The organism is Deinococcus sp. JMULE3 (genome assembly GCF_013337115.1).
Lineage (GTDB): Bacteria > Deinococcota > Deinococci > Deinococcales > Deinococcaceae > Deinococcus.
This window is the reverse complement of record NZ_SGWE01000004.1, coordinates 1,154,500-1,167,614: the sequence shown is the minus strand read 5'-3', so window position 1 is coordinate 1,167,614 and position 13,115 is coordinate 1,154,500. Positions and strand designations below refer to the sequence as shown.

The 13,115-nt window shown below is 70.9% G+C and carries 14 protein-coding genes; 7 read left to right on the top strand and 7 right to left on the bottom strand.

What is annotated here, in order from left to right; all coding sequences use genetic code 11:
- Nucleotides 1-4: 4 nt before the first annotated feature.
- Together EXW95_RS08590 and EXW95_RS08585 are read right to left on the bottom strand one after the other, a co-directional pair.
- The gene (locus EXW95_RS08590) at nt 5-1,042 is read right to left on the bottom strand and encodes a sugar phosphate nucleotidyltransferase (protein WP_174367095.1); all 1,038 of its coding nucleotides are present in this window, start codon (nt 1,040-1,042) and stop codon (nt 5-7) included.
- Between the two features lie 85 nt (nt 1,043-1,127).
- A complete protein-coding gene (locus tag EXW95_RS08585; RefSeq protein ID WP_174367094.1) occupies nt 1,128-2,072 on the bottom strand; it encodes an alpha/beta fold hydrolase in 945 nt (314 codons plus the stop codon).
- Nucleotides 2,073-2,337: 265 nt separating this feature from the next.
- On the opposite strand from EXW95_RS08585, the gene EXW95_RS08580 reads away from it, so the two are divergent.
- Nucleotides 2,338-3,006 (top strand): response regulator transcription factor, encoded by a 669-nt coding sequence (locus tag EXW95_RS08580; protein WP_046843357.1) that lies wholly within the window; start codon nt 2,338-2,340, stop codon nt 3,004-3,006.
- A 502-nt stretch (nt 3,007-3,508) separates the two neighbouring features.
- On the top strand, nt 3,509-4,507 hold the full coding sequence (locus tag EXW95_RS08575) for a TerC family protein (protein ID WP_174367093.1): 999 nt from the start codon (nt 3,509-3,511) through the stop codon (nt 4,505-4,507).
- A gap of 63 nt (nt 4,508-4,570) precedes the next feature.
- Here the strand turns inward: EXW95_RS08575 and EXW95_RS08570 are convergent, their stop codons facing one another.
- The 4 genes from EXW95_RS08570 to ruvX all read right to left on the bottom strand — a co-directional run bounded on the left by EXW95_RS08570 (nt 4,571) and on the right by ruvX (nt 8,176).
- Nucleotides 4,571-5,575: an esterase family protein gene (locus EXW95_RS08570; RefSeq protein WP_174367092.1), complete on the bottom strand. Its 1,005-nt coding sequence runs from the start codon at nt 5,573-5,575 to the stop codon at nt 4,571-4,573.
- Nucleotides 5,576-5,748: 173 nt separating this feature from the next.
- Nucleotides 5,749-7,452, bottom strand: a complete 1,704-nt coding sequence (locus EXW95_RS08565) for a long-chain fatty acid--CoA ligase (protein ID WP_174368904.1) — start codon at nt 7,450-7,452, stop codon at nt 5,749-5,751.
- 98 nt (nt 7,453-7,550) lie between these two features.
- Complete coding sequence (locus EXW95_RS08560; RefSeq protein WP_174367091.1) at nt 7,551-7,727, bottom strand: hypothetical protein; 177 nt, start codon at nt 7,725-7,727, stop codon at nt 7,551-7,553.
- Nucleotides 7,728-7,768: 41 nt separating this feature from the next.
- Nucleotides 7,769-8,176: a Holliday junction resolvase RuvX gene (ruvX, locus tag EXW95_RS08555; protein ID WP_174367090.1), complete on the bottom strand. Its 408-nt coding sequence runs from the start codon at nt 8,174-8,176 to the stop codon at nt 7,769-7,771.
- A 56-nt stretch (nt 8,177-8,232) separates the two neighbouring features.
- Between ruvX and EXW95_RS08550 the strand changes: the two genes are divergently transcribed.
- Nucleotides 8,233-9,018, top strand: coding sequence for an enoyl-CoA hydratase-related protein (locus EXW95_RS08550; RefSeq protein ID WP_174367089.1), 786 nt, complete (start codon nt 8,233-8,235; stop codon nt 9,016-9,018).
- Nucleotides 9,019-9,131: 113 nt separating this feature from the next.
- Here EXW95_RS08550 and EXW95_RS08545 read toward each other — a convergent pair whose 3' ends face one another.
- The gene (locus tag EXW95_RS08545; RefSeq protein ID WP_174367088.1) at nt 9,132-9,740 is read right to left on the bottom strand and encodes a hypothetical protein; all 609 of its coding nucleotides are present in this window, start codon (nt 9,738-9,740) and stop codon (nt 9,132-9,134) included.
- A gap of 110 nt (nt 9,741-9,850) precedes the next feature.
- On the opposite strand from EXW95_RS08545, the gene EXW95_RS08540 reads away from it, so the two are divergent.
- From EXW95_RS08540 to EXW95_RS08525, 4 genes are read left to right on the top strand one after another with little or no spacing between them, the layout of a single operon-like run.
- The gene (locus EXW95_RS08540; RefSeq protein WP_174367087.1) at nt 9,851-11,035 is read left to right on the top strand and encodes an XdhC family protein; all 1,185 of its coding nucleotides are present in this window, start codon (nt 9,851-9,853) and stop codon (nt 11,033-11,035) included.
- A gap of 35 nt (nt 11,036-11,070) precedes the next feature.
- Nucleotides 11,071-11,601, top strand: coding sequence for a ribonuclease E activity regulator RraA (rraA, locus tag EXW95_RS08535; RefSeq protein WP_174367086.1), 531 nt, complete (start codon nt 11,071-11,073; stop codon nt 11,599-11,601).
- Between the two features lie 41 nt (nt 11,602-11,642).
- Complete coding sequence (locus EXW95_RS08530; protein ID WP_174367085.1) at nt 11,643-12,059, top strand: YbaN family protein; 417 nt, start codon at nt 11,643-11,645, stop codon at nt 12,057-12,059.
- Between the two features lie 9 nt (nt 12,060-12,068).
- On the top strand, nt 12,069-13,082 hold the full coding sequence (locus EXW95_RS08525) for a 4Fe-4S dicluster domain-containing protein (protein WP_174367084.1): 1,014 nt from the start codon (nt 12,069-12,071) through the stop codon (nt 13,080-13,082).
- Nucleotides 13,083-13,115: the final 33 nt, after the last annotated feature.

The window sequence follows — 13,115 nt, the reverse complement described above, 5'->3', positions numbered from 1 at the left end:
CGGGTCACATGCGCATGATGCTGCGGTCCCCGATGACCATCTGCAGCCCGGTGTCGCTGGGCGCGGTGACCAGCGCGTGCCGTCCGATCAGGCTGCGGTGGATGGGCCGGGTGGGGTGCAGCACGCGGGCGAACTCGTCGATCAGGCTGCCGCTGATCTGGGCGCTGTCCACGCGGGCGTGCGCGCCGACGCTCACGAACGGCCCCAGGGTCGCGCCGCGCACGGTGGCGTGCGGTCCGATCCATACCGGACCCTGGATGACGCTGTCCTCGACGACGGCGCCCGCCTCGATCACGACCGGACCGGTGAGGGTGCTGCGTTCCACGCGGCCCTCCACGCGTTCCTCCAGGGTACGCAGGTAGTGGGTGTTCGCGCTGAGCAGGTCCTCGGGGGCGCCGGCGTCGCTCCAGAAGCCCTTGAATTCCACGGCGCGCACCTGTCCGCCCCGCGAGAGCAGCGCCGTGAGGGCCTGCGGGAACTCGATCTCGCCGCGGGTGCTGTGCGGCAGGTCCTCCAGAATGTCGATCAGGGCGCTCTTGAAGCTGAACACGCCGCACGCGGCGAGGTTGCTCTCGGGCGTGCGGGGTTTCTCCACGAGGCGCAGCAGGCGCCCGGCCTTCACGACCGCCACGCCGTACGCCTGCGGGTTCGGGACTTCCTTCACGCCGATCACGGCGTCCCCGTAGCGCAGGGCACTGATCATGGGCGTCAGGGCATCCTGAAAGAGGTTGTCCCCCAGGTACAGCAGCGTCGGGCTGCCCTCCAGGAAGTGCCGGGCGGTCAGGACGGCGTGCCCGGTGCCCAGCGGGTCGTACTGGCGGATGAACGTCAGGTGCCCGCTGTGCTGCGTGGCGTCGCGCAGGTCCTGCTCGCTGGACGGGCTGGTCACGATCCCGATGTCCTGCACCCCGGCGTCCCGCAGCGCCTGCACGGCCCGCGCGATGATCGGCACGCCGGCGACCGGCACGGCGTGCTTGGGCCGCGTGGCGCTGATCGGCAGCAGGCGGCTGCCGCGACCGGCGGCCAGGATCAGGCCTTTCACGGGCGGTACCGCTGGGTGGGGGGACGGGTGAGGGTCATGGGGCGTGCGGGGAGTATACGGGTCGGCCGGTCAGTTGCGCCGCGCATCAGCGGGACAGGGCGTCACCGAGCGCCTCGGCAAAGGCGTCCTCGTCGTCCAGCCAGGGGTAGTGTCCGGCGTCCAGCACGGTCACGTCCGCGTCCGCGAGGTCCGCGACCCACTGCACCTGTTCGGGGTAACTGGTGCGGTCGTGCGCGCCGGTGATCACGAACACCGGGCGGCGCAGTTCGGTCAGGAACGGCGGGTACTCGAACTCCCACAGGCCCTGGTTCACGAGCGCCTCCTGCACCTCGCCGCCGCCGATCAGTTGCCCCTCGGCGTCCGCGAATTCCAGGCGCATGCGGCTCGCCTGATCTTTGAACTGCAGGGCGTTCAGCAGGTCGCGGGCGTTCAGCAGCGCGAACGCCGCCTCGATCCGCGCGCCGCCCACGGGCGGATGCTCCCCTTCGGGGGTCTGGGCGCGCAGGTCGTCGGCCGGGTCGGTCAGGGCCGTGCCGCGCCGCGCGCTGGCCTCCTCCAGCAGCGTCAGGGCCAGCTGCGGGAAATGCACCCAGGGGTTCACGGCGATCACGCGCGCCGTGCGGGTCGGATGACGCCGGGCGTACTCCAGCGCCACCAGCGCCCCGAAGCCGTGCCCCAGCGGGATGATCTGCTCGGCCCCCAGGAAGTCCCGCAGGGCCTCCAGGTCGCCCACCAGCGTGTCGAGATCCAGCGTGTCCGCACCCTGCTCGGTGTCCTCCAGGGGGCTGCTGCGCCCGGAGCCGCGCTGGTCGAGGAACACGACCGGGCGCTCGATGCGCTCGCCGAACAGCGTCTGGAAGGAGTAGCTGTTGTAGCCGGGGCCACCGTGCAGGAACACGATGGGCGCCTCGGCGGTCGGGTCGCCCTGCACCTCGAAGTGCAGGTCCGCGCCGTTCAGGTGCTCGAAGTGAACGCCGTCCTCATCCTGGAACTCCGTGAACTCGTGATCGTCTGCGTTCAGGCCCGTCATGCGCGCCATTCTAGGGGCCGCGCGCCGGGGCGCGGCGGATGCAGGGCACGGTTGCGTGAGGCGAACCTGGACACCCTGCGGTCACCGCCGAGCTGACTGGCTGTTAATGAACCATAAACAGCGGCATTTGCCCAACTGGACACGCTGCGCCCTACGATGAGCCGGAATACCAGGCGCACTCTGGCCCCAGCGCCGCGCAAGGTGCCCGCCAACCGAGCACCCCGAGCGCCCCGAAGGCCGGGGCTGAGGAGACGAAACAGTCACTATGGAGCAACGCATTCTGCTGATTGAGGACAACCCTGACATCACCCGCGTGGTGCAGTACGAACTGGAACAGGCCGGGTACCGCGTGCTGGCCGCCCCGGACGGCGTGACCGGCCTGACCGCCGCCCGCGAGCATACCCCGGATCTGGTCATCCTTGACCTGGGCCTGCCCGACTTCGACGGCGCGGAGATCGCCCGTCGCCTGCGCAAGACCAGCAGTGTGCCGATCATCATCCTGACCGCCATGGACGCCGTGGACCGCAAGGTGAATCTGCTGGAGGCCGGTGCGGACGACTACATGACCAAACCCTTCCACCCCGAGGAACTCGTGGCGCGCGTGAAGGTGCAGCTCCGGCACCAGCAGCACGGCGAGGTCATCAGCATCGGGCCGCTGGAGATCCACCCGCAGAAACGCCTGTGCCACTACAACGGCCACGAGGTGCGCCTGTCCCCCAAGGAATTCGACCTGCTGACCTTCCTGGCCCGCCAGCCGGGCCGCGTGTACTCCCGTCAGGAGATCGAACGGGAAGTCTGGAACGGCGAACTGCCCAGCAACAGCAACGTCGTGGACGTGCACATGGCGAACATGCGCGCCAAGCTGCGCGACCTCGACGGGTACGGCATCATCCGCACCGTGCGCGGCATCGGCTACGCCCTGAAAACACCCTGACCTCACCACACGGCCAGAGTCGCTGGGGGAGCCTCCCGGCGGCTCTGACGTCTGGGCTGCCCCGATCCGCGCGATATGGGACTCAATTGATTCCAGACCAGACAGGGTCACCCGGTGGCCCCCTCACCCTTACTGCTGCGCAGACCTACGGGTTCCTCAGGGAGAGAGGGGACAACGGAACGCGATCACGTCGGATGCAAGTCACTTCCATCCCGCATGAGGTGACCGGGTCGCGGCTGTGATCAGGGTGGACCGCCCATGAATCCAGCTTCAGGTGGCACTCATCTTCCGGTGGGCGGGATGCGGCATCCTGATCGTCATACCGGGGGAGTACGCCGCCCGCACAGGGAGCACCTGATCGTCAATCCGGAACCCAAAGGGAACCCGGTCAGGAGCAGCGAAAGGCCAGACCCGGCAGTCGCCACCACGTGCGCGCTGCCGGGCTTCATGCATTGAGCCGCGCCGCACGGGTGGACCCCGGAGGTTCCCCGTGGAGATTCTGATGACCCCCTGGCTCGGCACGCCCGCCTGGATGTGGCTGCTCTTCCTGACCGTCGTGGCCGCGCTGCTCGCCTTCGACCTGGGCGTTCTGACCCGACGCCGTGCCCGCCGCGCCGCGGAGCAGGGCGAGGAGCAGACGATCAGCGTCGCCAGCAGCCTGAAACTGAGTGCGTTCTACATCGTCCTGGCGCTGATCTTCGGCGCGTGGATCTGGTCCACCCTCGGCGCCGAGAGCGGCATGGCGTACCTGACCGGCTTCGCCGTCGAGAAGGCCCTGGCGCTCGACAACGTGTTCGTGATCAGCATCATCTTCGCCGCACTGGCCATCCCCCGCCACCTGCAGCACCGCGTGCTGTTCTGGGGCATCCTGGGCGTCATCGTCCTGCGCGGCATCATGATCGGCCTGGGCGCGGCGCTCGTCACGCAGTTCGACTGGATCATGTGGATCTTCGGGGCGTTCCTGCTCCTGACCGGCGTGAAACTGCTGTTCACGAAGGGCGGTCACGATCAGGCACCGGACCTGGAGCGTCACCCGGTCGTGCGGGCGCTGCGGCGCGTCATGCCGATCAGCCCCCGCCTGGACGGGCAGAAGTTCCTGACCCGCCAGCCCGACGCGCAGGGCCGCGTCCGGATGCACGCCACGCCGCTGCTGCTGGCCCTGCTGATGGTCGAGTTCGCGGACCTGGTGTTCGCCGTGGACAGCATCCCCGCGATCTTCGCGATCACGCAGGACCCGTTCATCGTGTACACCAGCAACATCTTCGCGATTCTGGGCCTGCGCGCCCTGTACTTCGCGCTGGACGCCCTGATTCACCGCTTCAGCGCCCTGAAGCCCGCGCTGGCGCTGGTGCTGGTGTTCATCGGCGGCAAGATCTTCTACAACCAGTTCTACGGCAAGCTCGACCCGGCCATCAGCCTGGGCGTGACCCTGGCGATCCTCGCGGGCGGCGTGCTCGTCAGCCTCTGGCGCACCCGTGGCGCCGCCCAGGCCACCGACTGACGCAGGCAGTACAGCAGGGCTGGAGGATGGCGGCAACGTTCATCCTCCAGCTCCGGTTTTCCCTTACCCTCCCTGGAGGTACAGGAACGCCTCGGGCAGCGCCTCGCGCCACGTCACCCAGTTGTGCCCGCTGGGATACTCACGGTACTGGTGCTCCAAGCCAAGGTCCGCGAACAGGGCCGCCATGCGGCGGTTCGGGCCGGTCAGCCACTCCAGCGTCCCGGTGTCCAGACTGGTCGTCAGGTGCGTGGGCGGATTCGCGCGCAGCTGCTCCAGCAGCCACTCCCCGGCGGTCGTCGTGTCGATCACGCCGTCACGGGTCGCGCCGGGCCGCGCGATGAACGCCCCGCTGTGCGCCGCCACCCTGCTGAACAACTCCGGGTGCCGCGCGCCCAGGAACAGGCTGGTCAATCCGCCCAGGCTCGCGCCCCACAGGCCCCGCACGGACGCCGTGACCAGCTCGCCCTCCACGCGCGGCATCACCTCCTCCGTCAGGAACTCCAGGTAACGGGGGTTCAGGTAGTACTCCTCGTTCCGGTCGCCCGGCTCCACGAACGCAAACGCCGCGCCCGGTGCCAGCCCGGCTTCCACGGCGCGGTCCATCATGTCCCCCAGCTTCCCCGTGCGGTAGAACGCCACGCCGTCCTGCACGTAGTACACCGGCAGCGCGCCGCCCGCGTACCCGTGCGGGGTGTACACGATCGCCCGCCGCGTGCCGGGAAACACCGTGCCCTCCCAGGTCAGGCGGTGCGCCGTGCCCTTCAGGGTCGCGTCCGGCATCTGCCACAGCGGGTGCCGCGCGTACTCGCCCACCACCGCCGCGCGCGGGTACGGCCACCACGGATTCAGCGACCGCTGCGCGTTGTCCGGGTCCGCGAACGCCTCACCGGCCGCGTCCACCCACGCGTACTCCACCCACGCCCCACGCGGCAGCCGCAGCCGGATCGGCGCGCCGTCCACCACCGGGATCGGCTCCCGCTTGCGCCAGTCCGTCACGTCCCCGATCAGGCCCACGGCACCCGCCGGAGGCGAGAACGTCACCCACTGCCCATCCACCGAAACAGCCATAACCGCAAGTGTACGGCGAGGGGGTTGAGGGGAGTGGGCAGTGGTGAGTGGAAAGTGGATTCGTCCGTGATGGAGGTGACGCGGCGGCCCTTCCGTTGACCACCACGAACGAAAGCGGGCTGACGTGCCCGGCACGCCAGCCCACTCCCCACCCCCTACTACCTACTCCCCAATCACTCGCTGCGGTCGGGTGCGGCGGGCGTCACGAGGCCCTGGGTGCTGCCGTAGCTGCGGTACTGGTCGCGCAGTTCCCGCTTGAGGATCTTGCCGGTCGCGCCGATGGGCAGCTGATCGGTGACGACGGTCGCGTCGGGCAGCCACCACTTCGCGAAGCGCGGCGCGATGAAGCTGATCAGGTCGTCGTGCGTGACGCTCTGGCCGGGCTTGGTCGTCACGATCGCCAGCGGGCGTTCATCCCACTTCGGGTCGTCCATGGCGATCACGGCGCACATGGCGACCGACGGGTGGGCCATGATGGCGTTCTCGAGGTCCACGCTGCCGATCCACTCGCCGCCGCTCTTGATGAGGTCCTTGGCGCGGTCCTGGATGTGCATGTACCCGCGCTCGTCCAGCGTGGCAATGTCGCCCGTGTCGAACCACTGCTGGCCGTCGAGGTCGAAGAAGTTGCTCTGGCCCTCGCCTTTGAAGTAGCTGCTGGCCACCCACGGCCCGCGGATGATCAGGCGGCCCATGGTCTTCCCGTCATGCGGCAGGCGCCTGCCCTGGTCGTCCAGGACGTCCAGTTCGATCATGGGGACGGTGCGGCCCTGCTTGGCGCGCAGGGCGAAGCCCTCGTCGCTGGCGGGGTCCACGCCGTGCGGGACGCCGCTGGCGGTGCCCAGCGGGTGCGTCTCGGTCATGCCCCAGGCCTGCAGCAGCGCCAGATTGTGGCGGGTGTGGAACGCGCGGATCATCGCCTCGGGCGCGGCGCTGCCGCCCACGATCAGGCGCTCCAGGCCGCCGAGCTGGTACGGCTGACCGTCCTGCGCGGCGCGGTCGAGTTCCGCCAGCAGGCCCATCCAGATGGTGGGCACGCCCGCCGTGATGGTCACGCCCTCGTCCTGCAGGAGGCTGGCGACGCTGCGACCGTCCGCGAACACCCCGGCGTACACCTGCTTCGCGCCGTACATGGCGCAGGTGTACGGCAGACCCCACGCGTTCACGTGGAACATCGGCACGATCGGCAGGACTGTGTCCGCCTCGCCGACGTTCAGGGCGTCCTTGGGCGCGCTGGCCAGCGAGTGCAGCACCGTCGAGCGGTGCGTGTACACGACGCCCTTCGGGTTGCCGGTCGTACCGCTCGTGTAGCACATGGCCGCCGCGTCCCGCTCGTCCAGTTCCGGGTAGCGGGCCAGGGGCTCACTGCCCGCCACGAACGTGTCGTAATCGTGCACGCCGGGCAGCGGGATGGGCTGCGGCGTGGGCCCCAGGATCAGGATGTGCTCCAGCTTCGGGCACGCGGCCTTGATCGCGGGGATCATCGCGGCGAACACGTTCTCGATCAGCAGGACGCGGTCCTCGGCGTGGTTCAGGATCCAGCCGATCTGCTCGGGGTGCAGGCGGATGTTCACGGTGTGCAGCACCAGCCCGGCGCTGGGCACGCCCAGGTACGCCTCCAGGTGCCGGAAGGAGTTCACGGCCAGCGTCGCCACGCGGTCCCCCTTCGCGAGGCCCAGGCCCAGCAGGCCCCCCGCGAGACGCCGGGCGCGGTCCGCGACCTGCCCGTACGTGGTGCGGTGCTTGTGCGGCACGGGATTGCCCAGCTCGTCCCGTCCGGCCACGAGGAGGCTGACGACCTCGCGGCCGGCGTACTGCGTGCGGATGCGTTCCAGAATGGTCGGCACGGTCAGTTGAACGTCCATCATGTTGCCCTGCATGAACACCTCCATGGTGCGCCCCACGCGCGGTGACGGGTCACCGCCGGGCCCACCGGTTCACTGTGAATGCCGGAAGTATAGGCAAAATTGAACCCGGATCAGTCAGCAGGCCCACGCACCCGCGTCGCCTGCGCGCCGCCCACGCGTGGACGCGGCCCGGTCGGGACCGGCAGAGGCGCCGCGCCCGGATCGTCCCCGCGCGGGTGCAGGCGCAGCAACCGGACGTCCGCGCGGCGCAACCACCACGCGTTCAGGGCCTCCAGGACAGGGAACATGCTCCACGGTGCGCCCGGCTGGACCGGACCGTCAAGAGGGGCTACTGACCCAGCAGGTACAGTTCGAGGATCTGCACGGCGGCCGCCTCGTCCTCGTCCTTTGCGCCCAGGTCGCGGGCGCGGCGGGTGGTGAAGCGCTCGTCCTGGTAGGTGACGCGGTAGCCCTTCTCGGTCAGGACGCGCCCGAAGGCCTGCACGCGGTCCGCACTGGGGCTCTGGCCGCCGTCGGTGCGCAGCGGGAGGCCCAGCACGAGCTGCTGCGCGCCGGTCTCCTTGACCTTCAGGCGCACGGCCTTCAGGTCCAGCGGGAGGCGTTTGCGGTCCACGCTGCCCCGCCCGAACGCGAGCCGCCCGGCGCTGACCGCGAAGCCGATGCGGTGCTTGCTGACGTCCAGGGCCAGCGTGACCGGCACGGTGGTCGGCGCGTCGTCGGGCGTGGGGTCGCTCATGCGCCGGAGTGTAGCAAACGGCCCCCGGCGGCCAAACGCACGTTAGGCTGATGGGCATGACCGAAACCGTGATCACCGAAACCACGCAGGCCGGGGTGCGTACCCTGACCCTGAACCGCCCGGACAGGCTGAACGCCGCGAACGACGCCCTGCTGCTGGCCCTGACGGACGCCCTGCGCCGCGCCGACACGGACGACAGCGTGCGCGTGGTCGTCATCACGGGCGCCGGGCGCGGCTTCTGCGCCGGACAGGACCTCGGGGACGTGTCGGGCCGCGACATGACCTTCACCGAGCACCTGAACCACACGTACAACCCTCTGATCCGCACCATCCGCGCGCTGGGCAAACCCGTGATCAGCGCCGTGAACGGCGTCGCGGCGGGCGCCGGGGCCAGCCTCGCCCTCGCCGGGGACATCAGACTGTGGGCGCAGTCCGCCAGCCTGATCGAGGTGTTCTCGAACATCGCGCTGGTGCCGGACTCGGGCAGCACGTGGTTCCTGCCGCGCCTCGTCGGGTACCACCGCGCCTTCGAACTGATGGCCCTGGCCGAACGCGTCCGCGCCGAGGACGCGCTGCGCCTGGGCCTGTGCGAACAGGTGTTCCCCGACGACACCTTCCACGCGGACGTGCAGGCCTACGCCGAACGCCTCGCCGCGCGCCCCGCGAACGCCCTGAACCTCACCAAGCAGGCGCTGGTGTTCGCGCAGACCAGCACCCTCGACGAGGCCCTGGATCAGGAAGCCGTGCTGCAACAGATCGCCGGGGACCACTGGGAACACGAGGAAGGCGTCACGGCCTTCAAAGAGAAGCGCCCCGCGCAGTTCGTGCGGGACGCGAAGTAAGGGGGGAGGAGGAAGTGGGTTGTAGGTAGTGGGAAGTGGGTGGGGTTGACGCGGGCGGGTTCTCCACGCAGACGCTGTTGACCATCACCCATCACCCATCACCCATCACCCAATTACTTTTCCAGCGGGTCGGGGTTGCGGCTGGCGGCCTTGCCTTCCTCGATCATGTTGTCGTGGCGGGCCATGCCGTCGCGCGCGGCTTCGTTGCCCATGCTGGCGGTGGCGTCGCCGGGGACGATCTTCTCGTCGCTGTGCTGCACGGTCGGGTCGGGCGTGGTGGGCGTGCGGGTGTCGTCGCTCATGTGAACCTCCGGGGTCTGGGTGGGGTGGGGGACGCTGGCGGGTACGGTCGGTTCCGTGCGGGTTGCCTGGGGCGGGGTGGTGAAGTTCGGCTGGTTGGAGGGGGAGGGGTTGGTGACCGGGGTCAGGTCGGTCGCTGCGGGGGCGGCGTCGGGGTCGTCCTGCTCGCCGAGTTCGGTGATGAGGCGCTCGCGGGCCCTGATCTCCTCCTCGACGCGGCGGATGTCCTCGCGCACACCGTTCAGGACGTCCAGGTCCGCCCCGGCGTGGTACGAGCGGCCCAGGCGGGCGAACAGACCGTCGAGTTCGCGGCCCAGGCTGAAGATCTCCACGCGCAGACGCGTGGCGGACGCGACTTCCTCGCCGCGTCGCTGCACGCGTTCGGCGCCCTTCTTCACGGTGCTGAGAATGTTGTCGAGCATGCTCATCAGTCTGCACCGCCGCGCGCGGGTGGGCGTGAGGTGCAGCTAAGGGAAGCGCTGGGCGTCCCTCCACGGAATCCCAACCTGCGCGTTGCTAGAGTGGGCGCATCATGAACGCTGCCGAGACCAGAGCGCTGCTGGGCGCACTGCGCGCCGCCCACGCCCGCGGCCAGCGCGCCGCCATTGCCACCGTGGTGGGCGTGCGGGGCAGCGCCTACCGCCGCGAGGGCACCCGCATGCTGATCCTCGACGACGGCGCGCAGGTGTGCATGCTGTCCGGCGGCTGCCTGGAGGCCGAGGTGGTCGAGGTCGCGCTGGACGTGATCCGCACCGGCGACAGCGCCCTGACGCACTACGACCTGTCGGAGGACGCCACCTGGGGCCTGGGGATCGGCTGCGGCGGCAGCGTGGACGTCCGCGTGGAACGCGTGGACCCGGACGACGCTGTCACAGCCGCGTGGCTGGCGGCGCTGGAGGCCGGGCAGAAGGCCGCGCTGATCGTGCCCCTGAGCCCCGGCGCGGGGCGACTGCTCGTCACCCCGGACGGCGAGGCGCTGGGGGACCTGCGGGCCGACCTGCGGCCCTTCGCGCTGGCCGCCGCCCAGGAGCGCCTGACGCACCTGGAGCCGCGCGCCGCGACCCTGACCGCCCCGGACGGGTCTGCGGTGTTCGTGGACGTCAGCACGCCCCCGCCGCAGCTGGTGCTGTACGGCGCCGGGCACGACGCCATGCCGCTGGCGGCGCAGGCGCACGCGCTGGGGTACGACGTGCACGTCATCGACCCGCGCGGCGCGTACATCACGCCCGGCCGCTTCCCCGGCGCGACCCTGCACGCCCTGGCCCCCGAGGACCTGGGCGCATTCAAGCCGGGCGAGCGGGCGCACCTGATCGTCATGAACCACCACATCGACCGCGACCGCGTGTGCCTCGCGCACGCGCTGCACTCCGGCGCGCCGTACGTGGGTGTCCTGGGGCCGCGCAGCCGCGCGCTGGACCTCCTGACCACCCTGGACGCAGAGGGGGTGACCTTCACGCCCGAGCAGCTGGCGCGGCTGCGTTCCCCGATCGGCCTGCGCCTGGGGGCCGAGGCGCCCGAGGAGGTCGCGCTGAGCATCCTGGCGGAACTCATGGCGTGGCGTCGCGGGTACGACGGGTCGTTCCTCAGCGGGCACGCGGGCCGCATCCACCACGAACCCACCCACCCGGTCACGCCGCCCCTGCCAGCCGGGCCACCTGCCGAACTGCCAGCCGGGCCGGAATCCGTCACCGGCGCGGGAACGTCCCCCACGCGGTAAACACCCCCACCCCGGCGCGGCTGCTGTACTGCGGCATGACCCGCACAACCAGTGACACCACCCCCGAACTGGAGCAGTCCACGGAGACGTTGCCCACCGAGGACCTGCCCGTCACGGACCTCAGCGACCTGCGGCCCGACGCGCCCATCCTCGCGCCCATGTTCCGGGAATTCGGGGGCCGCCCGCGCTTCAACGGCCAGGCCGTGACCCTGCGCGTGCCCGGCCACAACCCCCTGGTGCGCGAGGCGCTCGGTCAGCCCGGCGAGGGCCGCGTGCTCGTCGTGGACGGCGGCGGGAGCCTGGAGTGCGCGCTGCTGGGCGGGCAGCTGGGTGAACTGGCGGTCGACAGTGGCTGGGCGGGCGTGATCGTGAACGGCTGCGTGCGCGACACCAGCGAACTGGCGCAACTGAACCTCGGCGTGCGCGCCCTGGCCGCCCACCCGCGCCGCAGCGGCAAGGAACGCCTCGGTGAACGCGACGTGCCCGTCACGTTCGCGGGCGTGACCATCCACCCCGGCGACGTCATCCACGCCGACGAGGACGGCATCCTGATCCTCCCCGCCTGACGGGGACACCCGCAGGTGCGGCGCGCGGTACGCTGCCGGTCATGACCGACCCCGCCCCGCGTCCCGACGCGCCGCCCCGCCGCCGCCCGCTGTGGGTGGCCGCCGGGTTCCTGCTGACCGGACTGGGCGTGCTGGGCCTGATCCTCCCCGGCTTCCCCGGCACGGTGTGGTTCGTGCTGGCCGCCGCCGCGTTCAGTAAGGGCGACCCGCGCTGGGAGGCGTGGCTGCTGTCCCGGCCCATCATCGGCGCGCTGGTGCGCGATTACCGCGCGGGGCTGGGCATGCCGCTGCGCGCCAAGTGGATCGCCTGCACCTGCATCGCGCTGGCCGTGGCGTTCAGCGTGCCGCGCATCCCGGTCCTGATCGGGCAGGTCGCGTGGGTGCTGATCGGGCTGGCGGGCGTCGCGTACATCACCATGAAGATTCCCACCCGCCGCGATCCGCCCCGCGGCGCGTAGACTCCACGCATGCTTCAGGGTGTCCTCGCCCGGCTGGACGACGCCGGGAACCACGTGCCGCGCTTCACCGCCCCCCGCTGCCTCCTCGAACGGCAGGCGGTGGGCGGCTGCGACGCCTGCCACACCACCTGCCCGCACGACGCCATCAGCCTCGGCATGCTTGGCAGCAGCATCCAGATCGACCCGGACCTCTGCACCGGCTGCGGCCTGTGCGTGCAGGTCTGCCCCAGCGGCGCCCTGGAATACAACCTCGAACCGGCCCTGCAGAGCGTGCGCGACCAGCAGGACGCGGCCAGCCGCGCCGCGCCGGACGCCAGCCTCACCTGCGCCCGCAGCGGCGCGGGCGGCCCCAGCCTGCCGTGCCTGGGCCGCGTCACGCCCGCGCTGCTCTCGGCGGCGGGCGCGTGGGGCGCACCCCTGACTCTCATCCACGGGGACTGCGCCGAGTGCCCCGTCGGCGCGCCCGACGTCCCCGAGAGGCTGGCCCGCGTGCTCGACACCGCCCAGGCCCTGCGCGCCCCCACTGGCAAGCCCGCGCAGGTCACCATCCGCCCCGCCACGCCCGAGGACGCCAGCCGCTCCCTGACCGTCTCGCGGCGCGGCGCGTTCGGCGCGCTGTTCCGCGCGGGCAAACAGCACCTCGCACAGAGCATCCCCGAGAGCCCCCTCCCGTTCGTGGACTGGAGCGTCCCCGAGGACCGCACCCCCCAGGAATGGACGTGGCGCGCCCGCAGCCTCAAACCCACCCCGCCCGACGACGCCGCCATCCCCTGGCCCGCGCCGCTCGTGGACGACACCTGCATCGACTGCCCCGTCTGCGCGAACGTCTGCCCGACCGACGCCATCACCCGCGACCTGCAACCCGACGGCGGCGTGCACCTCCTGCTGAACCTCAGCGCCTGCACCGGCTGCATGGCCTGCCTGCACTCCTGCCCCCCGCAGGCCATCCACGCCCAGACCCACTGGCGCCCCGCCGCGTTCAACGCGCCCCTGCTCCTGCGCGAGAGTGACAGCGTGATGTGAAGGGGGGGAGTGGGTTGTGGGGAGTGGGGAGTG